General features: G+C 69.3%; 20 protein-coding genes and 2 pseudogenes. 8 read left to right on the forward strand and 14 right to left on the reverse strand.

What is annotated here, in order from left to right; genetic code table 11:
- Positions 1-258: pseudogene (locus VLK61_RS23855) on the reverse strand (NADH oxidase); the annotation flags it as partial.
- Between the two features lie 37 nt (positions 259-295).
- Complete coding sequence (locus VLK61_RS23860) at positions 296-1,276, reverse strand: aldo/keto reductase (RefSeq protein ID WP_325424655.1); 981 nt, start codon at positions 1,274-1,276, stop codon at positions 296-298.
- Positions 1,277-1,566: 290 nt separating this feature from the next.
- Here VLK61_RS23860 and VLK61_RS23865 point away from each other — a divergent pair, with 290 nt between their 5' ends.
- Positions 1,567-2,874 carry a PQQ-dependent sugar dehydrogenase gene (locus tag VLK61_RS23865; protein ID WP_325424657.1) on the forward strand — a complete coding sequence of 436 codons (1,308 nt, stop codon included), beginning with the start codon at positions 1,567-1,569 and terminating at the stop codon, positions 2,872-2,874.
- Between the two features lie 39 nt (positions 2,875-2,913).
- Here the strand turns inward: VLK61_RS23865 and VLK61_RS23870 are convergent, their stop codons facing one another.
- Positions 2,914-4,791: a WD40/YVTN/BNR-like repeat-containing protein gene (locus VLK61_RS23870; RefSeq protein WP_325424659.1), complete on the reverse strand. Its 1,878-nt coding sequence runs from the start codon at positions 4,789-4,791 to the stop codon at positions 2,914-2,916.
- Positions 4,792-4,818: 27 nt separating this feature from the next.
- Positions 4,819-5,172 (reverse strand): annotated as a pseudogene (locus VLK61_RS32280) (PKD domain-containing protein); the annotation flags it as partial.
- A 424-nt stretch (positions 5,173-5,596) separates the two neighbouring features.
- On the opposite strand from VLK61_RS32280, the gene VLK61_RS23875 reads away from it, so the two are divergent.
- Entirely contained in the window at positions 5,597-8,488 is a 2,892-nt protein-coding gene (locus tag VLK61_RS23875; protein ID WP_325424661.1) for an ATP-binding protein, read from the forward strand.
- 28 nt (positions 8,489-8,516) lie between these two features.
- Here the strand turns inward: VLK61_RS23875 and VLK61_RS23880 are convergent, their stop codons facing one another.
- Positions 8,517-9,143, reverse strand: coding sequence for a hypothetical protein (locus VLK61_RS23880; protein ID WP_325424663.1), 627 nt, complete (start codon positions 9,141-9,143; stop codon positions 8,517-8,519).
- 410 nt (positions 9,144-9,553) lie between these two features.
- On the opposite strand from VLK61_RS23880, the gene VLK61_RS23885 reads away from it, so the two are divergent.
- Positions 9,554-9,859 (forward strand): hypothetical protein, encoded by a 306-nt coding sequence (locus VLK61_RS23885; RefSeq protein ID WP_325424665.1) that lies wholly within the window; start codon positions 9,554-9,556, stop codon positions 9,857-9,859.
- On the opposite strand, the gene VLK61_RS23890 is transcribed toward VLK61_RS23885, so the two are convergent.
- The gene (locus VLK61_RS23890; protein WP_325424667.1) at positions 9,844-10,203 is read right to left on the reverse strand and encodes a YciI family protein; all 360 of its coding nucleotides are present in this window, start codon (positions 10,201-10,203) and stop codon (positions 9,844-9,846) included. The two genes, VLK61_RS23885 and VLK61_RS23890, sit on opposite strands and share 16 nt — an antisense overlap.
- Positions 10,204-10,386: 183 nt before the next feature.
- On the opposite strand from VLK61_RS23890, the gene VLK61_RS23895 reads away from it, so the two are divergent.
- The 3 genes from VLK61_RS23895 to VLK61_RS23905 all read left to right on the forward strand — a co-directional run bounded on the left by VLK61_RS23895 (position 10,387) and on the right by VLK61_RS23905 (position 14,279).
- Entirely contained in the window at positions 10,387-12,117 is a 1,731-nt protein-coding gene (locus VLK61_RS23895; protein WP_325424669.1) for an AAA family ATPase, read from the forward strand.
- 100 nt (positions 12,118-12,217) lie between these two features.
- A complete protein-coding gene (locus tag VLK61_RS23900; protein WP_325424671.1) occupies positions 12,218-13,456 on the forward strand; it encodes a saccharopine dehydrogenase family protein in 1,239 nt (412 codons plus the stop codon).
- Positions 13,457-13,547: 91 nt separating this feature from the next.
- Positions 13,548-14,279, forward strand: coding sequence for a PEP-CTERM sorting domain-containing protein (locus tag VLK61_RS23905; protein ID WP_325424673.1), 732 nt, complete (start codon positions 13,548-13,550; stop codon positions 14,277-14,279).
- Here VLK61_RS23905 and VLK61_RS23910 read toward each other — a convergent pair.
- On the reverse strand, positions 14,276-15,025 hold the full coding sequence (locus VLK61_RS23910; RefSeq protein ID WP_325424675.1) for a GntR family transcriptional regulator: 750 nt from the start codon (positions 15,023-15,025) through the stop codon (positions 14,276-14,278). The genes VLK61_RS23905 and VLK61_RS23910 overlap by 4 nt on opposite strands.
- A gap of 41 nt (positions 15,026-15,066) precedes the next feature.
- Between VLK61_RS23910 and VLK61_RS23915 the strand changes: the two genes are divergently transcribed.
- Positions 15,067-15,612 (forward strand): ureidoglycolate lyase, encoded by a 546-nt coding sequence (locus tag VLK61_RS23915; RefSeq protein WP_325424677.1) that lies wholly within the window; start codon positions 15,067-15,069, stop codon positions 15,610-15,612.
- A 45-nt stretch (positions 15,613-15,657) separates the two neighbouring features.
- On the opposite strand, the gene VLK61_RS23920 is transcribed toward VLK61_RS23915, so the two are convergent.
- From VLK61_RS23920 to VLK61_RS23940, 5 genes are all read right to left on the reverse strand, one after another.
- Positions 15,658-16,683 (reverse strand): ABC transporter ATP-binding protein, encoded by a 1,026-nt coding sequence (locus VLK61_RS23920; protein ID WP_325424679.1) that lies wholly within the window; start codon positions 16,681-16,683, stop codon positions 15,658-15,660.
- Complete coding sequence (locus tag VLK61_RS23925) at positions 16,680-17,738, reverse strand: ABC transporter ATP-binding protein (RefSeq protein ID WP_325424681.1); 1,059 nt, start codon at positions 17,736-17,738, stop codon at positions 16,680-16,682. The genes VLK61_RS23920 and VLK61_RS23925 overlap by 4 nt, the downstream gene beginning before the upstream one ends.
- The gene (locus VLK61_RS23930) at positions 17,735-18,628 is read right to left on the reverse strand and encodes an ABC transporter permease (RefSeq protein WP_325424683.1); all 894 of its coding nucleotides are present in this window, start codon (positions 18,626-18,628) and stop codon (positions 17,735-17,737) included. The genes VLK61_RS23925 and VLK61_RS23930 overlap by 4 nt, the downstream gene beginning before the upstream one ends.
- A gap of 704 nt (positions 18,629-19,332) precedes the next feature.
- Positions 19,333-20,286, reverse strand: a complete 954-nt coding sequence (locus tag VLK61_RS23935) for an ABC transporter permease (RefSeq protein ID WP_325424684.1) — start codon at positions 20,284-20,286, stop codon at positions 19,333-19,335.
- Positions 20,287-20,320: 34 nt separating this feature from the next.
- Complete coding sequence (locus VLK61_RS23940; RefSeq protein ID WP_325424686.1) at positions 20,321-21,979, reverse strand: ABC transporter substrate-binding protein; 1,659 nt, start codon at positions 21,977-21,979, stop codon at positions 20,321-20,323.
- A 212-nt stretch (positions 21,980-22,191) separates the two neighbouring features.
- Here VLK61_RS23940 and VLK61_RS23945 point away from each other — a divergent pair, with 212 nt between their 5' ends.
- Positions 22,192-22,977 carry an aspartate/glutamate racemase family protein gene (locus VLK61_RS23945; protein ID WP_325424688.1) on the forward strand — a complete coding sequence of 262 codons (786 nt, stop codon included), beginning with the start codon at positions 22,192-22,194 and terminating at the stop codon, positions 22,975-22,977.
- Between the two features lie 107 nt (positions 22,978-23,084).
- On the opposite strand, the gene VLK61_RS23950 is transcribed toward VLK61_RS23945, so the two are convergent.
- Together VLK61_RS23950 and VLK61_RS23955 are read right to left on the reverse strand one after the other, a co-directional pair.
- A complete protein-coding gene (locus tag VLK61_RS23950; RefSeq protein WP_325424690.1) occupies positions 23,085-23,972 on the reverse strand; it encodes a 3-keto-5-aminohexanoate cleavage protein in 888 nt (295 codons plus the stop codon).
- The gene (locus VLK61_RS23955; protein ID WP_325424692.1) at positions 23,972-25,972 is read right to left on the reverse strand and encodes an acetyl/propionyl/methylcrotonyl-CoA carboxylase subunit alpha; all 2,001 of its coding nucleotides are present in this window, start codon (positions 25,970-25,972) and stop codon (positions 23,972-23,974) included. Before VLK61_RS23955 ends, VLK61_RS23950 begins: the two co-directional genes overlap by 1 nt.
- Positions 25,973-26,460: the final 488 nt, after the last annotated feature.

Below are 26,460 nucleotides of genomic sequence, written 5' to 3' on the forward strand. Positions count from 1 at the left end.
CATGGCCTTCATCAGCCGTTCGGGGACGCGGGCGGTGACGACAGGCTGGGTGGCCGTGCCGGATTGCGTGGCGGTGCTCATGTCGGCCGCACCGAACAGCAGGCCGATGTCGGACGGGTTGATCGGCGAGGCCTGGATGCGCACGGTGACTTCGTCCGCCGCGGGCGCGGGCGTGGTGACGGTCTCCAGTGACAACTGCAGCTCGCCGGCAGGGGTGATGCGGGACCGCAATTGCAGGCCGGTGCGGGCATGGCTCATGGTGTGTTTCCTCGTGTTTGGCGTTCAGTCTTGGCGCTCATTCGAAACCCACCACCGCATGCGGCAGGTAGGGCGCTTCCAGCGCCTTGAGCTCGTCGTCGCTCAAGTGCAGGTCCAGCGCCGCCACCGCGTCATCTAAATGCCGCGGCTTCGATGCACCGATGATCGGTGCGGTGACGCCGGGCTTCTGCAGCAACCACGCCAGGGCAACCTGCGCATGCGGCACATCGCGCTGCTTGGCCACCGTATCCAGCGCCTGCGCGACACGCCGGTCGTTGTCTTCGGTGTGAGAGAACAACTTGATGCCGACGTCGTCGCTGGCGACGCGCGGCGTGTCCTGGCCCCAGGGCCTGGCCAGCCGGCCACGGGCCAGCGGGCTCCACGGGATCACGCCGACGCCTTGGTCGCGGCACAGCGGCAGCATCTCGCGCTCTTCTTCGCGGTACAGCAGGTTGAGCTCGGGCTGCATGCTGATGAAGCGCGTCCAGCCCTGCGCAGCAGCCACCTGCTGGGCCTTCGCGAACTGCCAGGCGAACATCGACGAGGCGCCGATGTAGCGCGCCTTGCCGGCCTTCACCACGTCGTGCAGCGCTTCCATCGTTTCTTCGATCGGCGTGTGCGGGTCCCAGCGGTGGATCTGGTACAGGTCGACGAAGTCCATGCCCAACCGCTGCAGGCTGGCGTCGATCTCGTGGAGAACAGCCTTGCGCGACAGGCCGCCGACATTCGGCGCCCGGCGCGAAGGGAAGTACAGCTTGGTGGCGACGACGATCTCGTCGCGCCTGGCGAAGTCTTTCAATGCGCGGCCGACAATCTCTTCCGAGGTCCCGTCCGAATAGGCGTTGGCGGTGTCGAAGAAATTGATGCCCAGCTCGACGGCCTGGCGGATCAGCGGCCGGCTGGCGGCTTCGTCCAGCGTCCAGGGGTGGGTGCCGCGGTCCGGGATGCCGTAGGTCATGCAGCCCAGGCAGATGCGGGAGACGGTCAGGCCGGTCGGCCCGAGGCGGGTGAATTGCATGCGCTGCTCCGACAGAAAGTGCGGCGTGCAGGGTAGCAGCGGCGACAGACCCGGTGGCCTGTGGGGCCTCAAGCTTTCGGGGGGTTCTGCAGCGGCACGCATCGCAGTGCAACGGCGGTGTCCATCGACAGCACGCGGCCGGTGAAGGCAGGGATCACCTGCTGGTCCAGCCAGCTTCGCATCAGGCTGGACGGGGCACCGGACCCTCCCGCATCGCCGTCGGCATGACAATGCGCCGCCGCGGGCCGGACAGCATGGTTCAGGCCGCGCACCTGAACGAGGAGGGTTCGATGGCGTTCTACGATGTCTTGGCGCGCGCGGTGGCCCTGGTTGGCGCCGGCGCCATCCGGTGGCGCCGGCTGCAGGGCACGGTGCGCACCGCTGCGGTGGGTACGGCACCCCAGATCCCGGCCGCACGGCCGCAGGGCAGCATGCCGACACTGAAGATGCCCACGGCCCAAGGCTGGGCACCGGGGCACGTGCCGGTGGCGGCGCCAGGCCTCCAGGTCAACGCCTTCGCGACCGGGCTGAAGCACCCGCGCTGGATCCTGGTGCTGCCCAACGGCGATGTGACGGTGGCCGAGGCGGTGCAATCGGGCGGCCAGCCCGGGTCCCTGTTCGACCACGCGATGCTGGCCACGATGCGCCGCGCGGCCGCCCTCGGCGTGAGCGCCAACCGCATCACGTTGCTGCGCGATGCCGACGGCGACGGCGTGGCCGAGCAGCGCCACACGCTGCTGGAGAACCTGAACCAGCCCTTCGGCATGGCGCTGCTCGGCGACACGTTCTACGTTGGCAACACCGACGGCGTGGTGGCCTTTCCCTATACCGCCGGCACCACGACGATCAGCGCGCCGGCTCGCCGGCTGAGCACCTTCAAGCCGCGCGGCCACTGGACGCGCAGCCTGCTGCCCAGTGCGGATGGCCGCCGGCTCTACGTCGGCGTCGGCTCGCTCAGCAACATCGGCGAGCGCGGCATGCCGGCCGAGGAAGGCCGTGCCTGCATCTATGAACTGGATCTGGCGACGAACGAGTGCCGCATCTTCGCCGCCGGCCTGCGCAACCCGGTGGGGCTGGCGTGGGAGCCGGTCACCGGCCGCTTGTGGACCGTCGTCAACGAGCGTGACGGCCTGGGCGACGAGACGCCGCCCGACTACCTGACCTCGGTGATCGACGGCGGCTTCTACGGCTGGCCCTACTGCTACTGGGGCCAGACGGTGGACGAGCGCGTGCCGCAGGACGCGGTGCGGGTGGCCAGCGCGCTGACACCCGACTACGCGCTGGGCGGGCACACCGCATCGCTGGGCCTGTGCTGGATGCCGTCCGGAACGCTGCCCGGATTCGACGTCGACGGCATGGTCATCGGCCAGCACGGCTCGTGGAACCGCAGCACGCTCAGCGGCTACAGGGTCGTGTTCGTGCCCTTTGCCAACGGGCGGCCTGCGGGCGCGCCTCGCGACGTCCTGTCGGGCTTCCTGGCGCCGGACGAATCGGTGTCCTTCGGTCGCCCGGTGGGCGTGGCCTTGGGTCCGGACAAGAAGTCGCTTCTGGTGGCCGACGACGTCGGCGACGTGATCTGGCGGGTCACCGGCGCGTAGGGTGGGCGCCCCCCCGTTTGTCACGCGCGCTGATCCGGGCTAGCGACCGCCGCTCACAGTGGCCAGGATCGCACCGTCGCTGCCCACGACCCACCCGGTGCTTTCATCGATGAAGAACACGCCGGCCAGTTCAGCCCGCGTACTGGGCGATGCGTCCTGCCAGGTCAGGCCACCATCGCTCGTGCTCAGCAGCGTTCCTTGTGTGCCCACTGCGTGGCCCACGGAGGCAGAAACGAATCGCACCTCACTCAGACTGGCGGACGTGGGGCTGCCCACCCGGGTCCAGTTCTGACCACCATCCGTGGATCGCAGGATGGTGCCGCCGTCGCCCACCGCCACCACGGTCTGCGGGTCCACGAAGACCACTTTTCGCAGCATGCTGCCGCTGCCGGTGGGGCGCGGCTGCCAGCTGACGCCACCGTCGCTGGTGAGCATCGCAACGCCTGCCACACCGACTGCTACGCCGTGGCTGCGATCCGCAAAGCGCAGGCTCTGCATGCCGGCCAGGTTGTTGCTGTCTGGCACGGCTTGCCAACTGGCCCCTCCGTCACTGCTGGAAAACAGGTTGCCTTGGGCGGTGGACGTGTACCACGACAGCGCCCAGCCATGACTCAAGTCGACGAAGTGATAGTCCGCCACGAAACCGAGCCGTTCGCTGCTCTGCGGCACGGGCGACAGCCAGGTGAGACCTTTGTCCGTGCTGCGGTAGATCTCGCCGGCGTCGGAAATGGCCCAGCCGATGGCGGCGCCCGAAGCGAACTCCAAGCTGCGCCAGCCATGGCAGCAAAGCGGGTCTGGCCTGCGCGGAACCCAGGTCTGACCCCCATCGGTCGTGCGCAGGCTGTTGCCGTCGCTCATGAGCGCCAGACCCTCGCGGGAGTCGAAGAACCAGACGCTGGTGATCGACCGATTGGCGCTGCCGCCGCCGGGCAATTCAGTCCAGTTCGCGCCCGCGTCCGCGGTCAGGTAAAACCGCCCATTGCCGCGGTCGAGCAGCACGCGGTTGCCGCTGTACGGCGTGTAGCGCTGCAAATAGGGCTCGTCCCCGCCCGGCTTGGGCAGGATGCGCCAGGTGATGCCGCCATCGGTGGTGTAGTCGATGGTCTGGCTGCTGTAGTTGTTGTGCGCAAAGATCGCGCCATCGGGCGTCACCTGGTATTCAACGTGGACAAATTCCGACAGAGGCCGCGGGCTGGCCAAGGGGGCCCAGGTCATACCGCCGTCTTGTGTGCGAAACGTGACCTCGCGCGTGGTGTGGGTCTGTGACTCGCTATCCCACTTGGACTCCAGGATCTGAACGACACCGAATTGATCGTTGGCGAAGTCGTAGGTCATCGAGTGTCGGACGAAGCCATCGGCCACGGCGGGCAGCGGCACCGGCTGCCAGCTGGCGCCGCTGTCGACAGTGCGCAGCAGGCTCAGGCCGTTGTCGTACGACGATGCCAGGAGCGTGCGCGGGCCGATCTGCCGCAAGCTCTGCCCATTGGCCGGTGGCCGGATGCGCCGCCAGTGGCTGCCGCCGTCGGTGGTGACGTAGGCGTCGGTGTAGGTGTTCACCCATGCCGTGTTCTCGTCTGCTGCCTGCAGGCGCTCGGTGCCGATGTCCACGCCGACGCTCACGCTGTGCCAGGTGCTGCCGCCGTCGGCCGTCTTGAGCAGCAGGCCGTTGTCGCCACCCACCCAGCCCACCCTGTCGTTCACAAAGATCACGCGGCCCAGGTTTGAGCGGGTGCCCGAAGTTTGCGTGGCCCAGGTCTGGCCACCATCGCTCGTCTTCAGGATCGTGCCCAGGCTGCCCACGGCCCAGCCGCGTTGCCCGTCGAGCCATGCGTAGCTGTTGATGGGGTTGCCCTGAGGCAGTGGGTTCTGCCAGCACCAGCCGCCACTGTCGGCGCCGCTGCAGGCGCGGCCCTGCACGATGGCCAGGTCGGCCACGGTGACGGTGCGGCTGGACTGGACCGACGCGCCGGCTTCGTTGGTGAGCGTCAGTCGCACTGTATAGCTGCCGCTGCGCGCAAATGCATGGCTGGGCGCGGGCAGCTGGCTGGTGCTGCCGTCGCCAAAGTCCCATCGGTAACTGAGTTTGCGGTCGGGATCGACGGCGTTGGAGCTGAAGGCGACGTCGCTGGCCAGGGCCTGGCGCGTGGTCGGCGCCGTCAGGGTCAGTGAGTCTGGCAGTGCCGTAGGCGGCGGTGGGTCCGCGGGCGAGTCGTCACTGCCGCCGCAGGCGGCCAGGGCCAGCATGAGCATCAGCGCACCGAGCGTGCGCTTCAGTCGTGATATGGATGAGTTGTTCATGCCGGCCTCCCTGCCGCTTGTTTAATCAATCCTAACTGGCGCTGGTGATGGGCTCTTGAACCCTCTACCAGGAGCTTCTGACGGCTGTGCGGAAGCGTGCAAACGCCCGGCGGCAGGAAACCAACTCTCGCCAGCCGGAGAGGCTGTGTACACCCGCATCAGCGACGGGCGTGCCTTGAGGCGAGTCCTGAGCGATTGGCCGCTCCAGATGGACCGCCTGGTCCAAAGCGACAACTATGGCGCCTGAGGCTTGCTGGGCCAGCCACACCTAACGCACAGAATCCACAGACCATGAGATGTCATGCAGTACTGGCCAAGTTAGGCCGTCGGAGTTGCCGTATGAGCGAACCTGTGTGGCAGTTTGGCCCAAGGGCAACATCCGATACAGTAGCAAATTCAGTTTGGGCAGGGAGGACAACCGCCCATGAGCGAGTCACATGTCTTGGTGATGACCGACATTGTCGACAGCACCGAGATGGTCTGCAAACTCGGTGATGCCCGGGCCGCCGAACTCTGGCGTGCCCACGACCGACTCGCGCGCGATCTCCTCCGTGAGTGGCGCGGGCGGGAAGTCGACAAGAGCGACGGATTCCTGCTGCTTTTCGCCGATTGCGCCGACGCGTTGTCCTATGCGCTGGCCTATCACCGCGTCCTCGCCACACTGCCGATGCCGTTGCGTGCGCGCGCTGGCGTGCATGTAGGCATGCTGGACGTGCGTGACAACCACTCCGCGGATGTGGCGCTGGGTGCGAAGGCAGTAGAGGTCGAGGGCCTTGCGAAGCCGACGACGGCCCGCATCATGTCGCTCGCCTCGGGCGGCCAAACACTGTTGAGCGCCGCGGCGCGCGCCGCGCTGGGGACCGCCCCAGCCTGGTCAATCCGCGTTCTTGGTCACTGGCAATTCAAGGGGCTGGACAAGCCCATCGAGCTCCTCGAGGTGAGCGACTCCGACGCAACATTCGCACCGCCGGGCGACTCGGCCAAGGGCTGGCGTGTTGCCCTCGTGAATGGGCTCTGGCTCCCCACACGGGAGTTGCGGTATAGCCTGCCCGCTGAGCGCGACAGCTTCGTCGGCCGCCGCAGGGAACTTGAGTTGCTGGCCCAGCGATTTGCAGACGGAGCCAGGTTGGTTGCGGTGTTGGGAACCGGAGGCACGGGCAAGACGCGACTGGTCGCAAGATACGCGCTTGAAGCCCTGGGCGAATACCCCGGCGGCGTGTGGTTCTGCGATCTTTCCCAGGCGCGCACGGCTGATGGCGTGCATTTCGCCGTGGCGCAGGGAATGGAGGTGGCGCTGGGCTCGAGCGATCCGGTTGCGCACATCGCTCAGGCCATTGTCGGACGAGGAAGGTGCCTTGTTGTACTGGACAACTTCGAGCAAGTCGCGCGCCATGCGGAAGCGACGGTCGGATATTGGCTGGACCGTGCACAGCACGCTCGATTCATCGTGACGACGCGGGAAGTCCTCGGCATCGCTGGCGAGGAAGTATTGCCACTGTCACCGCTCGAGGTTGACGACGCCGCTGAGCTGTTTACCCAGCGCGCCTCGACGGCCCGCATCGGGTACGTCCAGACCCCAGGGGACAAGGCGGCGATTCGGCAGCTCGTGACGATGCTGGACGGCTTGCCATTGGCAATTGAACTGGCGGCTGCACGCGTGCGTGCCGTGCCGCCGCACAAGCTCGTCGACCGCGTGCGAGATCGCTTCGAGTTGACGTTGGCTCATGCGGGCCGTCGCGACCGGCAAGCCACGCTGCGAGCGACTTTTGACTGGTCGTGGGACCTCCTGACAGAACCGGAGAAGGCTGCCCTGGCTTCGCTTTCGATATTCGAAGGCGGGTTCACGCTCGATTCCGCCGCCGCGGTGATGAACCCGACCGAGGGTGGCGGTACTCCGGAAATCCTTGAATCGGTGCAAAGGCTGGTCGACAAGAGCTTCCTCCGGCAGGTGAGCGACGAGCGCTACGACCTCCTGGAAACGGTGCGCGACTACGCGTCGCGGCGGTTGCGAACGGAAGCCAGCTTTCAGGGCAGCGGTGAGTCGTACGCGGCCACGGTGAGAGCACGCCACTGGCACTACTTCGCTGCCCTCGGTGAGAGCCAAGCCACCGCGCACCGCTGCGTGGAGGCCAACAACCTCGTGGCTGCCTGTCGTGCCGCCGCTGAGGCGGGAGATGGCGGCGAAGCCGCCCGCTGCCTCGTGGTGGCCTGGGCCGTACTTCGCCTCACCGGGCCGTACCAGGTTGCCGTGACGCTGGCAAAGGCGGTCGCCGGGATTGACGCCCTCTCGGATGCCGACCAAGCATGCACGGACTGGATTGCCGGCGATTCGCTCGACATGCTCGGCCAGGTCGATGCGTCGCGCGCGCACTTGAAGCGCGGGCTCATGCGCGCTCGCGCTGCCGGCGCCACTGAGTGTCTCGTGCGCCTTCTCGTCGTGCTGGCGAGTCGGCAGACGCTGGACGGCGACTTCGACGCTGCGCTTGCCGGCTTGCAGGAGGCGAACGGTCTGGCCGTTGCTCACCAGCACGCAACTCTGGAGATGCTGGTGCTGAACGAGCTTGGGCGTCATATGGACCACCAGGCGCGCTGGGCAGAGGCCACGGAATGCTTCGAGCGCGCGCTGCGGCTCGCACGCCGGCTCGGGGACAGGCGCATGGAAGGCGGTCTGCTAGGCAATCTTGGCGGATTGCTTCACGACCAAGGGGAACTGGACCTCGCGCGCCGGCACTACGAGCGTTCGCTGGAGTTGGCCTGCGAACTCGGCGACCAGCGCTGGGAAGGCAATGGGCGCTGCAACCTCGGGCTTCTGTACCAGGCGCAAGGGCGGCACGATGAAGCTCGAGAGCAGTTCGAGAACGCCCTGCGAATGGCACGCCAAGTTGGCCACGTTCGGCTCGAGTACACCGTGCTGTGCAACCTGGGCGCGCTTCTCACCGCCGAGGGACGCCTCGACGAGGCTAACGAGCACCTAGAACGGGCTGTCGAGGCGGCACAGGGGTCGGGCGACAAGCGCTGCGAGGGCCAGTTCGGGGGCTATCTGGCGCTGAACCAGGCCCGTCGCGGCTGCCTCGACCAGGCCCGTTCGTCGCTGGAAGCCGCCGAAGGGCTTCTCCTGACGATGTCCGACCGCCTGAGCTACGCGTTGCTCTTGTGCGATCGCTCCGAGGTGGAGACGCTTGCCGGTTGCATGTCCGCTGCGCGCGCTGCGTATGAGCAAGCACGGCAACTCGCCGCAGAGTTGCAATGCGGGGATGACTCCGACCTGTGCCGCCGCCTTCATGGGCTGGCACCGCGCGTTGGCGCGTCGGCATGACGCACTCCTGCCAAGCGGTGTTCAAAAGTCAGTTGTTGACGATCCTCGGGTCGCCGGTGGCGCAGACCCCCATTTCGCTCGCGTCCGCAGTGTTGATGTGCGTGACCACCGGCAGATAGACCGCCGTGACCTTCGCCCGGTGCCAGTTGCGCATGTGGTACATCCACGGGTCGGTGGAGCCCACGCCGTCGCCTTGGCCACCGCGCGTAATTTGCCCAGATGGGTTCGTTGCCAGCAAAATTCCATAGTCCTCGTGGAACTCGAATCGATAGGTTATGCCGCTCGTCCCCGTGAACGTCGAGGGGGTCATCCTCCAGACGATCCTGCGCCTAGGGTTGCCCGATGCTGTTCCGCTGAAATAAATGTCCTTCGGAAACTCCGCGAGGCAGTAGTCGACGAGGTTGCCGTCCTGGTTGACGTCGAACTGGATCACCGTCACTGGAACATCGATGGGGCATGGATTGCTGGCGCAAACGACGTCTTTACCGTACAGCAGATGGACGTATATCTTGAGGAACGCCTGGAGCCGTTCGACGCTCATCTCCTGAAGCCGTCCGACGTTCTTCCGTGGCGGCGGGGATTCCGCGGCACATACATGCTGGTTCGAGAGGGTGAGGGCAAGAGCCGAGAGTACCGTCGCGGCGACGTGTCTCATAGATCCTCCGTTGGTGCTTGTGGTGTCGCCGTTTTAGGGTCAAATGCTTTCCGTCGTCAAGGCGAGTCGTTCGGTCAATTCATCAGACCTGTCGATGGAAAGTCCCTCCGGCTGGCGTTACCGCCAAGCCAGGCGACGAACCCGTCGAACGCGAAGTAGTGGTCTCGTCCCGAATTTGCGGGCAAACCATCGGTCGACAGGCCTTTGCCCGTCCCGTCTCCGCGCAACGCCGGCCTGAGCAGCCAAACAGCAGCAGCATGCCGTTGCGGTGCCCACTGCGCCTAACGCACATGATCCACGTCCGCTACGAACACGTAGCCCAGGCCGAGCTGCATGACGATGAACCGCGGCTGCGCCGGGTCGGCCTCGCTCGGTAGCTGCGCACACTGCCGTAGAGCGCCGGGTCGGCCATGGCCGCGATGAACAGCGCGACCAGCCAGGCCACGCTGTGCGCCGCCGTGCGCCGGCGCCAACGCTGTGTCGGGCTCACCAGCGCGCGGCCGTCATGGTGCGCCGGCCATCAGCTGGTGCACCGCACCGAGCAGGGCGTCACGCTGCACCGGCGTGGTCAGCACCCCATGCACGCCAAGCTTGCGCGCGACGGCGCCGCGCGCATCGACGCCGGGCCTTACCTCGGCATGGCCTGCATCCGAGGCCGGATTTCAGCTGTCATCCGGCGCCGCGGGGCACCCGCTGCGACTCACGTTGATTCGTAACACGGCGCCAGGCCGCGCACCTCGACTGTCGCCCATTCAGCCGCCGGGCATTCGGCGGCGATGCGGATGGCTTCGTCGCGCGTGGCGACGTTCAGCAGGAAGAAGCCGCCGACCATCTCCTTGGTCTCGGCGAAGGGCCCGTCGACGATGCTGCGGCGGCCTTCACGCACTTGCAGGCGCACACCTTCGGCGGTGCCGGCGAGCGACTGCGTGGCCACCAGCACGCCGCGCGCCTGCAGCTCGGCGGCGAAGTCCAGCATGCGCTGGTACACCTGTTTGCCGGCCTCGACGCCGCGCACCTGGCGCTGGCCCTCGGGTTCGATGATCAGAAGCATGTAGGACATGGGGGCTCCCGGCGGGCGCCGCGACAAGGGGGCGGCGCAAGATCGCGCATGCTACTGCGCTGGTTGCCCCCAGGCCCGCAGAATCTCTGGGCGCCCCAAGGCCGGCCGAAGCCGGCCGTCCCCCGAGGGGATCAAGGAAAGTGGCAGAGCCACATTTCCTCGTGAACCGCTATCCTTCGAGCGATGTACGAGTCCTTCTTCGGCCTGTCGCGCGAGCCCTTCTCGGTGGCGCCCGATCCGCTGTTCCTGTACATGAGCCAGCAGCACCGCGAGGCGCTGGAACACCTGAACTACGGCCTGCGCCGCGGCGGCGGTTTCGTGCTGCTGACCGGCGAGATCGGTGCCGGCAAGACCATGGTGTGGCGCTGCTTCCTGGAGCAGCTGCCGTCGGATTTCGACGTGGCCTACGTGGTCAACCCCAAGCTTGGTGTCGAAGCGCTGCTGGCGCGGGTGTGCGAAGACCTGCGGGTGGATCTGCCCGCGGGCGCCCGGGTGGTCGACCCGATCGATGCGCTGCATGGTCACCTGCTGCTGGCCCATGCGCGCGGCCGGCGCACGCTGATCGTCGTCGACGAGGCGCAGGCGCTGTCGGTCGACGTGCTGGAGCAGCTGCGCCTGCTGACCAACCTGGACACCAGCGACCGCAAGCTGGTGCAGGTGCTGCTGATCGGCCAGCCCGAGCTGCGCACGATGCTCGAGAAACCGGCGATGGAGCCGCTGGCCCAGCGCGTGGTGGCGCGCTTCCACCTGCCGGCGCTGGCCGAGGCCGAGACCACGCGCTACATCGCGCACCGGCTGTCGGTGGCCGGCCTGGCCGGTGAAGTGCCCTTCGATGCGGGCGCGCTGGCCCGCGTCCACCAGCTCTGCGGCGGCGTGCCGCGGCGCATCAACGTGCTGTGCGACCGCACGCTGATCAGCGCGCATGCCGCCCGGGCCAGCCGCATCGACCGGCGGCTGGTCGACATCGCGGCCGGTGCGGTGTTCGGCCGCAGCGCTGCGCCCCACGCGCCGGTTCCCGATGCGGCGGCCGCCGTGATGGTTGCCCCGCAGCGCCAGCCGAAAACGGCCTGGCTGGTCGGTGGGGGCGTGGCCGCTGGCGCGCTGGCCACGCTGGTGCTGGCGGGGCCGTGGCTGGCGCCGTCGAGTGCGCCGGATTTGCCGCCGCCGACGGCGGCCACCGCTGCGCTGACCAGCGCCGCGCCGGGCCCGGCCACCGTGTCCGCGATGGGTGTGCCGCCGGCCACCCTGCCTGGCGCGGCAGTACCAGGCGACGGCCTTGCGGCAGCGCCGGGGGATCGCAACCCGATGGAAGCGGCCTTCTCGGCCGCCGCCAGCGCCGACGAAGCACGCGCCTGGCGGGCGCTGGCGCGGCTGTGGGGCGTGACGCTGGGGCCTGGCGAGCCCTGCACGGCGGCGGTGCAGCAAGGCTTGCGCTGCCATCGCAGCCGCGGCGGTTTGCCGCCGGTGCGGCAGCTGGGCCGGCCCGGCATCGTCAAGCTGGCCGACGAACAGGGCCGTGTGGCCCACCTGCTGCTCGTCGGTCTGGATGGCCAGAAGGCCACGCTGCGCATCGGCAGCACCGAGCTGAGCCTGCCGCTGGTGCAGCTGTCGCGCGCCTGGCGTGGCGAGTTCGCCACGCTGTGGCGGGTGCCGCCGGGCTACCGCGAGGCCGACAGCGCCGAAGCCGGCAGCCCGCTGACCCCCTGGCTGGGCGAGCGGCTGACCAGTGTCGACGGCGCCATCGCCGCATCGGGGCCGGTTGGAGAATCCGCCGTGCGTGAGCGCTTGCTCTCTTTCCAGCTGGCGCAAGGACTTCAACCCGATGGCTTGGCCGGACCACTGACGCTGATGCAGCTGAACCGCGCCAGCGGCATCGACGAGCCGCGCCTGCAGGGTGGCGTGCGCACACCATGAGCATGACGCGGCCGCCCGACGCGGTGCCGAGGGGGCGGCCATGAGCCCGCCGGGCAGCCCCAAGGGCGAATACCGGAGGGCGCAGCCCGAAGGTACCCCAGTGACCCGGCCGCGCCCGTACGACGTGCTGCTGTACGGTGCGACCGGCTTCGTCGGCGCGCAGACCGTGGCCTATTTCGCCGAGCATGCCGGCGGCCTGCGCTGGGCGCTGGGCGGGCGGGATGCCGCCCGGCTGGAGGCCGTGCGCGCCCAGGCCGGCCCCGGCGCGGCGCAGGCCGGCATCGTGGTGGCCGATGCGCAGGACGCGCGGGCCTTGCGCACGCTGGCCCGCAAGACCCGCGTCGTGCTCAGCACCGCCGGGCCGTTTGCGCTGCATGGCAGCACGCTGGTGGCGGCCTGCGTCGAACAGCGCACGCACTATGTCGACATCACCGGCGAGACACCCTGGGTGCGTGGCCTGATCGATCGCCACCACACCGAGGCCGCAGCCGGTGGCACACGCATCATCCCGGGCTGCGGCTTCGATTCGGTGCCGTCCGACCTGGGGGCCTGGCTGGTGGCGCAGGCGCTGTGGCAGGCCCATGGCGAGCCCTGCACCAGCGTGAAGGCGGTGTTCTCGCTGCGCGGCGGGCTCAACGGCGGCACCTTCGCGTCGATGATGCAGGTGCTGGACAGCGGCCAGCAGGACCTCGTGGCCGACCCCTTCCTGCTGAACCCGCCCGGCACCGCGCCGGACGACGTGCAGCCCCATGCCGACCCCCACGCGCCGCATCGGGACGCCGACTTCGACGCCTGGCTGGGGCCGTTCTTCATGGGGCCGATCAACACGCGGGTGGTGCGGCGCAGCGTGGCCCTGATGGCCGCGCCCAGCCCCTTCGCCGCTGACTTCCACTACCAGGAGTACCTGCGCTTCGGCCGCGGCCCGGTGGCGGCGCTGGCGGCGGCCGGTTTCAGCATCGGCGCGGTGGCCGGCCAGCAGGCGATGGGCTTCGGCGTGGTGCGGCGGTTGGCGCAGGCGGTGGCACCGGCGCCGGGCCAGGGGCCGTCGCAGGCCACGATGGATGGCGGCTCCTTCCGCTGCGAACTGCTGGGCCGCAGCGCCGGCGGCCACGAGCAGCGCGGCTGCATCGCCGGCCAGGGCGATCCGGGCAACCGAGCGACGACCCGCTTCGTCTGCGAAGCCGCCTTGGCGCTGGCGCTGCAGGCCGATGCCCTGCCTGGCGGCAGCGGCCGGGGCGGCGTGCTGACGCCCGCCAGCGGCCTGGGCGAGGTGCTGGCCCGGCGCCTGCAGGCGGCCGGCATGACGGTGGCGCCGCTGCCCGCCGGGCGCAACAACTGAAACCCGCGGTGGCTGCCGCTGTCAACGCACTGAAACCGTCCGCGGCGACGATGCGTCATGGCCAGCCTTCCGCTGGCCGCTGGAGTGCTTGATGCGTGCTGACTGTCGTCGTTCCACCGCTTCCCTGCCGCGCGCCTGCTGCGCCGGCCTGGCGTTGATGGCCGGCCTGGCCACCCCGCCGGCGCAGGCCGTGGCCGTCTGGCAGGAGACCAACCACCTGAGCAGCACGCTGGACAACAACGCCAGCTACACGACCAACGGCAACACCGGCATCGTCAACTACCTGAACCAGACGGCCACCAACACTGGCGCCACAGCCCAGCACATGGGCATGTACTTCGGCTGGAACTGGGTCACCACCTACAGCGGCCAGGACATCGCGATGCCGTGGAGCAACGCCAACGGCGTGTTCCAGGGTGGCCCGGTGGCGCTGACCATCGAGCGCCCGGGCGTTGCCGCGCTGACGCTGCGCATCGGCGATGTGCAGGGCGACAGCTGGATCGGCGTGCCCTGGGCCCCCGGCGCCGAGCCGCCGATCGCCACCGCGGCCGACTGGATCGTGCCGATGTTCGACTTCGGCGTCATCGATGCCGGCGCCAGCGTGCTCTACGACATCCGCCTGAGCTTTGAATTCGCGACTGCCGCCGACCTGGCCGACTTCCGCTATTTCCAGACCTACGCGCAAGGCGTGCAGGTGGTGCCGGAGCCGACCTCCCTGTGGCTGGTGGTGCTGGGCGCGCTGTGCCTGCTGCTGTCGCGCGGGCGGGCGCAGGTGGCGCTGGCCTTGCCGGGCGCGCAGGCCGGCGCCCGGGCCAGCGCCTAGTCGCGCGAGGGCCTGGGCGCTCGGCCGAACCTTGGGCTGGGTGTTTGGCCGGGTGTTTGACGGGGTGCTGGGCCGCGCGCCGGCCGCAGCGTGCGCGTCAGCGAGCGCTCCAGCTCGACCAGGTGGCGGCGCATCTCGGCCGCGGCGCCGGCCGGGCTGCCGGCCATCGCCGCAATCAGCTCGACATGGCGGTGCGCCACGCAGACGCGGCCGCCACCGGCCTGGGACAAGGCCATCAGCATCGAGGTGGTGGGCAGCAGCCCGTCGAGCAGGCGCAGGAACACCGGATTGCCGTGCATGCGCGCCAGCGCGCGGTGGAATTCGCCGGACAGGCGCACCGCCTGCGCGCGGTCGCCGCGCCCATCGGCCGCTGCCTCGGCGTCGGCCAGCGCATGCAGCTCGGCCAGCTGCGCTTGGTCGAGCCGGCCGCCGAGGCGGCGCGCGATTTCGCACTCCACCACGCGCCGGGCTTCGAAGACATGCACCGCTTCGTCCAGTCCCGGCTCGGGCACCCGCGCGCCGTGGTTGTGCTGCAGCTCGATCACGCGGTCCTGCGCCAGCCGCTGCAAGGCCTGGCGCACGACGGTGCGCGAAACGCCGAAACCCAGCGCCAGCTCTTCTTCGCGCAGCCGGTCGCCCGGGGCCAGCCGGCGTTCCAGCACGGCGTCGTAGATGCCTTCGTAGACACGGCCCGTGGCGGTGTCGGGCTTTGCCAGCGGGGCATGGCGGGAGCGGCGCGCGTTCATCGTGCGACTCCGCGCCCGAAAACCGCGCGATGATGCGTTGCATGACTGCCCCCGACCCTTCCCCGCCGCTGCAGCTGAGCGTGCAGCCGATCACGGCCGCGTCGTTTGCGCCTTATGGCTGGTTGATCGACGTGCCGCAGCGGCCCGGCCGGCCGATCAACGAGGGCAGCAGCCAGCGCTTCGACGACCTGGGCGGGCTGGCGCTGGATGCCGAGGGGGGTGCACCGTGCCTGGCGATCTTCCGCGCCAGCGCGCGTGATCCCCGCGGGCCCTGGCGCACGCTGGAGCGCCACCGCCTGGGCACGCAGAGCTTCGTGCCGCTGGCCGGTGCACGCTGCATCGTGTTGGTCGCTCTGGGCGTTCCGGGCGACCTGGCCGCAGGCACGGGCGCCGAGCAGCCGGATCCGGCCACGCTGCGCGCGTTTGCCGTCGGTGGGCATCAGGGGCTGACGCTGCATGCAGGCACCTGGCACCATGGCCTGCTGGCGCTGGACGACGGCGATTTCGTGGTCATCGAGCGGCGCGCCGCGGCAGTGGATTGTGATGTGGCCGACCTGGCCGTGCCGGTGCTGCTGGTGCATGCCTGAGCCCGGGTCCACGCTGCCGCCTGCGCTGCTGGCCCACGCGCGACGCTAGGTCGCGGCCACCGAAGGCGTTTGCGCGCCGGGCGCGGTGGCCTCGGTGCGCAGGCAGCGCGCGCCATGGTCGCTGCTCAGGCGCACCATCGCGGGCTGGGTCTGCCGGCAGGCCTCGGCGGCATGGGCGCAGCGCTCGGCAAAGGCACAGCCCGGCGGCAGCGCCGACAGGTCCGGCGGCGCGCCGCCAATCGTTTCGAGCCGGCTGCCCTTGGCCAGCGCGCCATGGGCGCGGCTCTTCAGCAGCGCCTGCGTGTACGGGTGGCGCGGTGCGCGGATCAGCGTGCGCGCCGGCCCTTCTTCGACGATGCGCCCGGCATACATCACCGCGATGCGGTCGGCCACCTCGATCGCCGCACCGATGTCATGGGTGACGAAGATCACCGACAGCCCGAGGTCGCGCTGCAGTTCACGCAGCAGCAGCAGGATCTGGATCTGCACCGTGGCGTCCAGCGCGGTGGTCGGCTCGTCGGCCAGCAGCAGCTGTGGCCGGCAGGCCAGCGCCAGCGCGATCATCGCGCGCTGGCGCATGCCGCCGGACATCTCGTGCGGGTAGGCCTGCAGGCGCCGCTCGGGGCTGGGGATGCGCACACGCTCGAACAGCGCCAGCGCGCGGGCCTGCGCCTCGGCCGCGCTGACCGCTTCATGCCGGCGGATGGCCTCGATGATCTGCGCGCCCAGCGTGTACACCGGGTCCAGCGCCAGCAAGGGCTCCTGGAAGATCATCGATGCGACACGGCCGCGGTAGTCGGCCAGCGCGGCCGGCGACAAGGCCAGCACGTCCTGGCCGCCGACCAGCAGCCGGCCGCCGATGCGCGTGCGCCGCGGCGGGTGCAGCCGCAGCAGCGAGCGCAGCGTGACGCTCTTGCCGGAGCCCGATTCGCCGATCAGCGCCACCACCTCGCCGCGCTGCACCTGCAGGTCGACACCGCCGACGGCCTGCACCGGGCGGCGGCCGCCGGTGAAGCTGACGGTCAGGCCCTGGATGTCGACGAAAGGGCCGGCATCGGCGCTTGCGTTCATGCGGCCTCCCGGGTCGCCGGCACGGCCGGTGCGGCGCTGTGGCCACTGCCCGGCTCGTGCATCAGGCAGGCCACCGGGTGGCCGTGCTGATCACCGGTGAGCAGTGGCACACGTTGCGCGCAGACGGCCTGCGCCTGCGGGCAGCGCGTGTGGAAACGGCAGCCCGGCGGCGGGTCGATCGGATTCGGCGGGTCGCCGGCCAGCGGCGGCGTCTCGGTGCGGTGGTCCGGGTCCATCGCCGGAATCGACGACAGCAGCGCGCGGGTGTACGGGTGGCGCGGCGCTTCGAACAGCGTTTCGCTGTCGCCGATCTCGACCACCTGGCCGAGGTACATCACCATCACCCGGTCGGAGATGTAGCGCACGACATTCAGGTCGTGGCTGATGAAGAGGTAGGTCAGGCCGAACTCGTCCTTCAGGTCCAGCAGCAGGTTCAACACCTGGGCTTCGACCGATTTGTCCAGCGCCGACACTGCTTCGTCCAGCAGGATCAGGCGCGGCTGCAGCGCCAGCGCCCGCGCGATGTTCACGCGCTGGCGCTGGCCGCCGGACAACTCATGCGGATAGCGCTCGGCAAAGCGCCGCGGCTCGAGGCCGACGCGGGCCAGCAGATCGCGCGCGCGCTGCACGGCCTCGAGCCGGCCCACGCCATGCACCTGCGGCGCGAAGGCAATCGAGTCCTCGATCGTCAGCCGCGGGTTCAGCGAGGCATAACTGTCCTGGAACACCATCTGCGTCTGGCGGCGGAAGGCTTTCAGCGACAGCTCACGCCCGCCGACGGCCATCGCGTCGAAGACGATCTCGCCGCGGTCGGGCTCGATCAGGTGCATCAGCAGCCGCGCAGTGGTGCTCTTGCCGCAGCCCGATTCACCGACCACGCCCAGGGTTTCTCCCTTGCGCACCGAGAAACTCACGCCGTCCACCGCACGCACCACGCCGCCGCCGCGGCCGAAGGCGTCCTTCTTCAACGGGAAGTGCTTGACCAGGCCCTTGACGTCCAGCAGGGCCTGCGCCGGGCCGCCCACATCGGACGCTATTGCTGATGAATCACTCACGACTTGATCTCCATCGCCGAGCGCATGCCGTCGGACAGCAGGTTGAAGCCGACCGAGGTGAAGAAGATCATCACGCCGGGCAGCGCGGCGATCCACGGCTGCACATAGATGGCGGTGCGCAGCGTGTTGAGCATCAAGCCCCATTCGGGCTCGGGCGGCTTGACGCCCAGGCCGAGGAAGCTCAGGCCCGAGGACAGGATCATCGACACCGCGATCAGGCTGGTGGCGTAGACGAAGACCGGGCTCATCACATTGCCCAGCACATGCACACGCACGATGGTGAAGGCGTTGGCGCCCGAGGCGCGCGCCGCCTCGACGAAATCGCGGCTGCGGATCTGCGTGGTCACGCTCTCGGCCACGCGGGCGATCGGCGGGATGAAGACCACCGTCAGCGAGATCAGCGAATTGGTGATGCCCGCGCCCAGCGCGCCCGACAGCGCGATGGCCAGCAGCACCGACGGGAAGGCGTAGAACACGTCCACCGTGCGCATGATCAAGGTGTTGGTGCGGCCGCCCGCGTAGCCGGCAACGATGCCGATGCTGGAGCCGACGACAAAGGCCATCACCACCGGCGTGATGCCCATGAACAGCGACAGCCGCGTGCCGATGATCAGCCGCGTCAGCATGTCGCGGCCGAGTTCGTCGGTGCCCAGCGGGTGACCGGCAAAGCCGATCGGCTTCAGCCGCTTCATCATCGAGGCCGCATACGGATCGGCCGGCGCCAGCCAGGGCCCGAACACCGCCAGCACCAGCAGGAACAGGATCATCGCCGCCGCCACCAGCGCCACCGGGTCGCGCACGAAGCGCCGGCCGACGGTTTGCCAGTAGCCGGGGGAGCGTTCGAAGGCTGGTGTGGAGGACGGGTCCAGCTTGATCGCGATGTCGGTCATGGTTGGCGGCTCCAACGCGATGTCGGTGATCGACCCATTGCGGTCGTTCGCATCAGATCGAAGCGGACGTTCGACGTGTGGCGCGACAAAGGCGCGGGCGGGCAGGCCGCATCGCACGAGTCCAGCGGTCGGCCCTGGGGGCCGACTGCCCGGGCTTGGGTGGCCCGGGGGGCGCGCCGTCCATTTAGCTCCGCCCGCTGCGCGGGCTGCGCACAGCGCCGGCGAGTCAGTCTACGAAGCGTGCCCTGCGGGCCCGCCGCCCCCCGAACCCCCCAAGCCCGGCGCCTCCCACGCGCGCTGCAGCCTGCCCGCCCACGCCTTTGCGGTGCTGTGTTGGCGTTCGTCGTTTCGCATGCCACCAACGTCGCAGGAGAGCGGCTTGGGGTGCGGGCGCGGTGGGACCGTGGGAGGCGGCGAGGATCGCAGGCCTGGGGGCGGCGCGCGCAGCGCGCTTCGTAGACTGACTCGCCGGCGCTGTGCGAAGCGAGCGCAGCGAGCGAAGCTAAATGGACGGCGCGCCCCCAGGCCGAGAACCGCAGCGAAGTCGGCCCCCAGGGCCGACCGCCGGACCCGGCCCGCCGCGCCTGCACCCCAAGCCGCTCGGGCGCTCCGCACAACGAACGTCGGCTTTCGACAAGCAACACCAACGTCCGCAACGGGCCGTATGCGCCCGTCAGCGAAGTGCAGTGAACTTCGCCGCTCATCTAGGACCTCACGATGCGCGGGTCCAGCAAACCCTGCACCACGTCGACGACAAGATTGAGCACGACGAAGAACATCGCCAGCACCAGGATCGCCCCCTGCAGCAGCGGCAGGTCGCGCTGGAAGATGGCCGAGTTCAGCAGGAAGCCGGCGCCGGGCCAGGAGAACACGGTTTCGATCAGGATCGAGCCGCCGAGCAGGTAGCCCAGTTGCAGGCCCATCACCGCCAGCGCGGTGGGCGCGGCGTTCTTCACCACGTGCTGGAAGATGCCCAGGTCGGTGAGGCCCTTGGCGCGCAGGCCGACGATGAACTCCTGCGACAGGATCTCGGCCACCAGCGCGCGCACGGTGCGCGCGATGATGCCCATCGGGATCACGCTCATCGTGATGGCGGGCAGCACCAGGTGCTGCATGTGCTCCCAGTTCCAGCGCCAGTCGGCTGAGCCGCCGGGGCCTGCGCCGCTGGGCGGCAGCCACATCAGCTGCGACGAGAAGATGATCACCAGCACCATGCCCAGCCAGTAGTGCGGCACGCTGACGCCCAGCACCGCGGTGAACGAGGCCGCCTTGTCGACCCACGAGTTCTGGAAGTAGCCGGCGACGAAGCCGAACAGGCTGCCGAAGGCGAAGCCGATCAGCGTGGCGAAGACCGCCAGCTTCAGCGTATTGCCCACCGCCCTGATCACTTCGTCGGCGACGGCGCGGCCACTGGCGATCGAGGTGCCCAGGTCGCCGTGCAGCGCGCGCCAGATCCAGGCCACGAACTGCTCGGGATAGGAGCGGTCGAAGCCATAGAGCTGGCGCAACTGCTGCTGCAGTTCGCCCGAGGCATCGGGCGGCAGGATCGACACCAGCGGGTCACCGGGCGCCAGGTGCACCAGCGCAAAGCACACCAGCGCCACGCCCAGCATGATGGGCAGCGTGTAGATCAGGCGGCGCAGCAGGAAGGCGAACACGGCGGACCCCGCGGGGGTGTTGAAGGGGCTGGGCTCAATCCACCGTCATCGGCGCGATGTCGATGAACCAGCTGCGCGGCTGCACCACGCCCTTGACCTTGGTGCTCATCGCCCGCGGGCCGACGTCGTGCGCGATCCAGACGAACGGTGCGTCGTCGACGATGTGCGCATGCAGCTTGGCCAGCGCCGCATCGCGGGCCTTGTCGTCGAAGCTGGTGCGTGCGTCGGCCACCAGCTTGTCGACATCGGCATTGCCGTAGTAGCCCCAGTTGTTGGACACCGGCGGGAAGGTCTTGGTGCTGACGAAGCGCACCATCGCGAAGAACGGGTCCATCGCGGCGAAGCTGACGTTGGTGGCGTGCGCGCCGTTGGCCGACGGGTCCTTCGCGCCCTTGCGCCAGTTGGTGAACAGCGTGTTCCACTCGATCACGTCGAACTGGATGTCGATGTGGCACTGCTTCAGCGACTGCTGCACGAATTCATTCATCGGCAGCGGCTGCATCTGGCCCGAGCCCGAGGCCGAGATCTGCACCTTGGCCTTCATCGGCTTGGCGGCCGAGAAGCCGGCCTCGGCCATCAGCTTCTGCGCCGCGGCCACGTCGTACTTGATGTCGAACTTCGGGTTGCCCCACCACGGGTGGCCCGGCGGCACGGTGCCCTTGGGCACGGCCATCATGCCGCCCAGCATCTGCTTCAGGCCTTCCCGGTCGACGCACAGGTTGGCGGCCTGGCGCACGCGCTTGTCCAGCCACGGCGAGCCTTCGGCGAACGACAGCTGCCAGGGCCAGACATGCGGCTGCGCGTTGCTGTGGATCTTGAAGCCGCGCTGCGTGATCTGCGGCATCGCATCGGGCGCCGGGGCCTCGATCCAGTCGACCTGGCCGCCCAGCAACGCCGCGGTGCGGGCATTCGCCTCGGGCATCGGCAGCATCACCACGCGGTCGATCTTGGGCGTGCGCTTGGGGTCCCAGTAGGCCTTGTTGGCGACCATCTCCAGCCGTTCGCGCGGCACGAAGCGCGCCATCTTGAACGGCCCGCTGCCCGAGGCATCGGCGGCGAAGGCGACCCATGCGGCCTTGGCCTTGTCGGCAGGGGTGGCACCGGCGGCTGCGTCGAACTTCTTCTGCCAATGCGCCGGCGAGGCCATGAACAGGTTGGTCAGGTTCAGCGGCAGGAAGGCGTCGGGCTCGCTGGTGGTGAGCTCCACCGTCAGCTCGTCGATCTTGCGTGCGCTGCGCAGCGTGGGCATGCGCGAGGCGGTGACGCCGACCTGGCTGGCATCGAAGTGCGGCGCGTCCTTGTCCAGCACCTTCTGCACGTTCCACACCACGGCGTCGGCAGTGAGGGCCGAGCCGTCATGGAACTTCACGCCGGGGCGCAGCTTGAAGGTCCACTTGGTCTTGTCCTTGGCGTCCACCGCCCAGCTCAGCGCCAGGCCAGGGATCAGCACGCTGGGCGCGTCGGACTTGGACAAGTCCCAGTGCGTCAGCGCGTCGTACATCGGGATGCCGGTGAAGCGGTTGCCTTCGAAGCCCTGGTCGGGCTGGCCGAGCGTGCGGGGGATGTCGGCAGCGGTCATCGCGATGCGCAGCACTTTTTCTTGCGCTGCGGCGGGGCCGGCGGCCAGCGCCAGCAGCGCGCTGGCCAGCAGCGCGGCGCGCAGGGGGACGGTGGGGGGCGACAGACGAGACATGAGGGCTCCTGCAGTTGGACGTTCGGGCCGGCGGCCAAAACATGGTGCGATCCATGCTTGCGGCAGCTTTGTATGCAATCGACATGCCAGCAGCCCACCCAGGATCGGGCTCACCGCCGCGCACGCATCATGCACGCTCGTGGGTTGCGCTTGCACATCTTTGTATGCAAAGTGTCGCTGTCCACGCACCAACAAGAGGCTGCCCGCCGACCATGAAGATCCTGCTCGTGAACCCCAACACCTCCGCGGCGATGACCGCGTCCATCGCCGCCGCGGCGCGTGCGGTGGCCGCGCCGGGCACCGTGATCGAGGCGGTGCAGCCCAGCTTCGGGCCGGCCTCGGTCGAGGGGCACTTCGACGAAGCCTTCGCCGCCGCCGGCGTGGCCGAACAGGTGCGGCTGGCCACGGCTGTGGCGCCGCCCGCTGCGGCGATCGACGCAGTGGTCATCGCCTGCTTCGGCGACCCCGGGCTCGACGCCGCGCGTGAGCTCAGCACCGCGCCGGTGCTGGGCATTGCCGAGGCGGCTTTCCATGCCGCGGCGATGCTGGCCACCGGCTTCTCGGTGGTGACGACGCTGACACGCACCTGCATCACCGCCGAACGCCTGGTGCAGCGCTACGGCTTCGAGCGCGCCTGCCGCGGCATCCACGGCACCGACATCGCGGTGCTGGCGCTGGACGAGGGCGGCGACGCCACGCTGGCGCAGATCGAGGCCGTGGCGCGTGAAGCGCTGGCGCGCGACCGCAGCGGCGCCATCGTGCTGGGCTGCGCCGGCATGGCGGCGCTGTGCCACACGCTGCAGCAGCGGCTGGGCGTGCCGGTGATCGACGGTGTGGCAGTGGCCGTGAAGTTCGCCGAAGCGCTGGCCGCGCTGGGCTTGCAGACTTCGAAGCGCGGCGACTATGCGCCGCCGCTGCACAAGGCCTGGGTGGGCTGGGCGGCGCCGCTGGGGCTCACGCCGCCAGAGCCAATGCTGCCCGAGCCTGTTCCGCGTTAGGGGTGGGTCTGGGTTGCGTCTTGCGCCGTGCGCGCTGCGCGGCTTCGACGGCCACCCGCGCGGCGATGTAGCCCTCCAGCGTGGTCACGCTCAAGGCGGCGCCGCCCTCAGGACGTGGGCGCAGCCTCCTGCAGCCGCAGCATCTCGCGTGCCTCGGCCGGCGTGGCGATGCCACGGCCGGCCTTGCGGGCGCATTGGGCGAGGGCCTCGATCAGCACGCCGTTGCCTGTTGCTCGTTCGTTGCCCGGCAAGTAGAAGGTGTCTTCCAAGCCGCTGCGCAGCATGCCGCCGAGTTCGGCGACTTGCTGGTGCACCGGCCAGATCTCGCCGCGGCCGATCAGCGTGGCCTGCCACACGCTGCCCGGCGCCGTGTAGCGCGGCAGCAGCGCCAGCAGGTCGGCATCGCAGGGCATGCCCGAGGCGACACCCATCACGAAGTTGTACTCCGGCGTGCCCATCGAAGGCTTCAGCATGCCCGCCTTCAAGTACATGCCCACCGAACGCACGATGCCGACATCGAAGCATTCGAACTCCGGGTGCGTGCCGCACTCGGCCATCACGTCGAGGAACTGCTGCACCTTGGCGACCGGGTTGTCGAAGACCATCGGCGGCCAGGCCCAGTCGCCGTTGTCCTTGATCTTCAGGTAGTTCAGGCTGCCGGCATTGCAGGCGGCGATCTCCGGCCGCACGCGGCGGATGCAGGCCAGCGGGCCGGCGATGTCGGGGCCGACCGTGCCGGTGGTGAGGTTGATGATCACGCCGGGGCAGGCCGCGCGGATCGCGCCGATCACGGCGGCCGCGACATCGGGATCCCAGCTCGGCAGGTGGCCCTGGCCTTCCTCCTGCCTGCGCAGGTGCACATGCATCACCGAGGCGCCGGCGTTGAAGGCGTCGCGTGCTTCGGTAGCCATCTGGGCCGGGCTCACCGGCACCGGGTGCTGCTGCGGGTTGGTCAGCACGCCGGTCAGCGCGCAGGTGAGGATGGCCTTGTCCATCAGGAGTCCTTCGCTTCCAGGTCCAACTCGACCAGCACCGCGCCGGCCTCCACTGCATCACGCGGCCGCACGTGCACGGCACGCACGCGGCCGCTGGCGGCGGCCTGCAGCCACATCTCCATCTTCATCGCTTCGACGCAGACCAGCGGCTGGCCTTCGACCACCACGTCGCCCGGCTGCACGCTGACCGCGGCCACCGTGCCGGCCACCGGCGCGCGGGCGCGGCGCGGGTCGCGCAGGTCTTCGGCGGCCGGGTAGGGTGAGACTTCGGTGAAGTGAAAGGTCCAGGCCTGCTGCACGAGCTGCAGGCCCTCGGGCGTCAGCACGGCAACGGTCTGGCGCTGCACGCCATCGACGGCGTAGCGCAGATGGTGATCGGCCAGGGACAGCAGTTCGATGCTGTGCACGCGGCCGGCCAGCGTGATGCGCACGGTGTGTGCGTGGGGCTGCACACGCAGGGTCTGGCGCTGCTCGCCGCAGGCCAGCGGCATGTCCCAGCCGGCGACACTGGACGGGCGCACCCCCGTGCCGCCGCGCTGCGCCTGGCCGCCATGCAGCGCCAGCACGGCGGCCGCCAGGCACCAATCGGCCTCGCTGGCCTGCGGCCGCTGCAGCAGCGCTTCGCCGTCCGTGGCCCACTGGTCGAGCAGCGTGGTGTGCATCCCGGCGCGGCGGAAGGCGGCATGGTCGAGCAGTTCGTGCAGGAAGCGGCCGTTGTGGGTGATGCCGACCAGCGGCGCATCCCGCAGCGCGGCACGCAGCCGGCGGATCGCGTCGTCGCGGTCGCGGCCATGGGCGATCAGCTTGGCGACCAGCGGGTCGTAGTGCGGGCCGATGCTGCCGCCTTCGGCGATGCCGTGGTCGATGCGCAGTTGGCCGTCTGATGTCTTGCCAAGTGAGCGGCCATGCTGCGCATCTTCAGGCCGCCAGTGCTGCACCGTGCCAGTCTGTGGCACGAAGCCGGCATAGGGATCTTCGGCGTACAGGCGCACTTCGATCGCATGACCTGTGAGCTGCACCTGGTCCTGCCGCAAAGGCAAGGGCTCGCCGGCGGCGATGCGCAGCTGCCAAGCCACCAAGTCCAGCCCGGTGACGCATTCGGTTACCGGGTGCTCGACCTGCAGCCGGGTGTTCATCTCGAGGAAGAAGTGGTTCAGCTGCGCATCGACGATGAACTCCACCGTGCCGGCGCCGCGGTAGCCCACGGCCAGTGCGGCGGCCACCGCGTCGGCGCCCATGCGTTCGCGCATCGCCGCGCTGACCACCGGCGACGGCGCTTCTTCGATCACCTTCTGCCGCCGGCGCTGGGCCGTGCAGTCGCGTTCGCCGAGGTGGATGCAGTGGCCGTGCGCATCGGCAAAGACCTGGATCTCGATGTGCCGGCCGCCTTCGATCAGGCGTTCGAGCATCAGCGTGCCGTCGCCGAAGGTGCTGAGGGCCTCGCGGCGCGCGCCGGCGATGGCCTGTGGCAACTCGTCCAGCGCGTGCACCAGGCGCATGCCGCGGCCGCCGCCACCGGCGACGGCCTTGACCAGCAAGGGCAGGCCCAGGTCACGGGCTTGCGACAGCAGGGTCTCGTCGCTTTGGTCTTCACCGAGATAACCCGGCGCGCAGGGCACGCCGGCCTCGCGCATGCGGCGTTTGGCGGCGGCCTTGTTGCCCATCGCGGTAATGGCTTCGGGCGGCGGGCCGATGAAGACCAGGCCGGCGTCGGCGCAGGCCTGCGCGAAGTCCGCCCGTTCGGACAGGAAGCCGTAGCCGGGGTGCACCGCATCGGCGCCGGTGCGGCGCGCGGCGTCGAGGAGGGCGTCGATGCGCAGGTAGCTGTCGGCGGCCGGTGCTGGGCCGATGCACACCGCTTCATCGGCTTGCGCGACATGCAGCGCGTGGGCATCGGCCTCGCTGTAGACCGCTACCGTCGGGTAGCCGAGTGCGTGGGCTGTGCGCATCACGCGGCAGGCGATCTCGCCGCGGTTGGCGATCAGGATCTTGGTGAACATGTCAGGGGGTCCGATGGGGCGGCGGCTGGTGTGGGTCCATTGCGGTCTTTGGTGGTTGCTGGAAGCGGACGTTTGGACTGTCTTGCCTTTGCCGGTGATTCTTCGTTGCACTGCGCCGGGATTTCGCCCCGGCGGGCGGGTCACTTTCTTCCTGGCCGAAGAAAGTAACCAAAGAAGGCCCTGAAAACCAAACGTTCCTTTGTGCCTCCGTCACTCCAGCACGAAGGCACAATTGTGAACACGCCCCTGGCATTCTTAATACCCCGAACCGTCGGTCACCAGATTGGCAATAAAACCGCACTGGCATACGAAAGCCTGCGTGGTTTGCACGAATGGGCGCACCGCGTCCGGCGAACAGAGAAGGCGGCGCCCCGCTTTCGAATGCCAGGGTGTGTTCACTGCCAATCTGGTGACCGACGGTTCGGGGTATTAAGAACGCCGGGGAGGTGCCGCCACTGGCGCTGCAGGACTGCGCGTGCGGAGGCACA

This window comes from Aquabacterium sp. (genome assembly GCF_035476535.1).
Lineage (GTDB): Bacteria > Pseudomonadota > Gammaproteobacteria > Burkholderiales > Burkholderiaceae_C > Pseudaquabacterium.

Coding starts and splice junctions, on each gene's coding strand:
- VLK61_RS23945 (WP_325424688.1), top strand. CDS start 22,192: ATGAAGATCCTGCTCGTGAACCCCAACACCTCCGCGGCGATGACCGCG.
- VLK61_RS23880 (WP_325424663.1), bottom strand. CDS start 9,143: ATGAGACACGTCGCCGCGACGGTACTCTCGGCTCTTGCCCTCACCCTC.
- VLK61_RS23940 (WP_325424686.1), bottom strand. CDS start 21,979: ATGTCTCGTCTGTCGCCCCCCACCGTCCCCCTGCGCGCCGCGCTGCTG.
- VLK61_RS23895 (WP_325424669.1), top strand. CDS start 10,387: ATGTACGAGTCCTTCTTCGGCCTGTCGCGCGAGCCCTTCTCGGTGGCG.
- VLK61_RS23885 (WP_325424665.1), top strand. CDS start 9,554: ATGGCCGCGATGAACAGCGCGACCAGCCAGGCCACGCTGTGCGCCGCC.
- VLK61_RS23915 (WP_325424677.1), top strand. CDS start 15,067: ATGACTGCCCCCGACCCTTCCCCGCCGCTGCAGCTGAGCGTGCAGCCG.
- VLK61_RS23950 (WP_325424690.1), bottom strand. CDS start 23,972: ATGGACAAGGCCATCCTCACCTGCGCGCTGACCGGCGTGCTGACCAAC.
- VLK61_RS23930 (WP_325424683.1), bottom strand. CDS start 18,628: ATGACCGACATCGCGATCAAGCTGGACCCGTCCTCCACACCAGCCTTC.
- VLK61_RS23955 (WP_325424692.1), bottom strand. CDS start 25,972: ATGTTCACCAAGATCCTGATCGCCAACCGCGGCGAGATCGCCTGCCGC.
- VLK61_RS23910 (WP_325424675.1), bottom strand. CDS start 15,025: ATGAACGCGCGCCGCTCCCGCCATGCCCCGCTGGCAAAGCCCGACACC.
- VLK61_RS23905 (WP_325424673.1), top strand. CDS start 13,548: ATGCGTGCTGACTGTCGTCGTTCCACCGCTTCCCTGCCGCGCGCCTGC.
- VLK61_RS23875 (WP_325424661.1), top strand. CDS start 5,597: ATGAGCGAGTCACATGTCTTGGTGATGACCGACATTGTCGACAGCACC.
- VLK61_RS23860 (WP_325424655.1), bottom strand. CDS start 1,276: ATGCAATTCACCCGCCTCGGGCCGACCGGCCTGACCGTCTCCCGCATC.
- VLK61_RS23890 (WP_325424667.1), bottom strand. CDS start 10,203: ATGTCCTACATGCTTCTGATCATCGAACCCGAGGGCCAGCGCCAGGTG.
- VLK61_RS23865 (WP_325424657.1), top strand. CDS start 1,567: ATGGCGTTCTACGATGTCTTGGCGCGCGCGGTGGCCCTGGTTGGCGCC.
- VLK61_RS23920 (WP_325424679.1), bottom strand. CDS start 16,683: ATGAACGCAAGCGCCGATGCCGGCCCTTTCGTCGACATCCAGGGCCTG.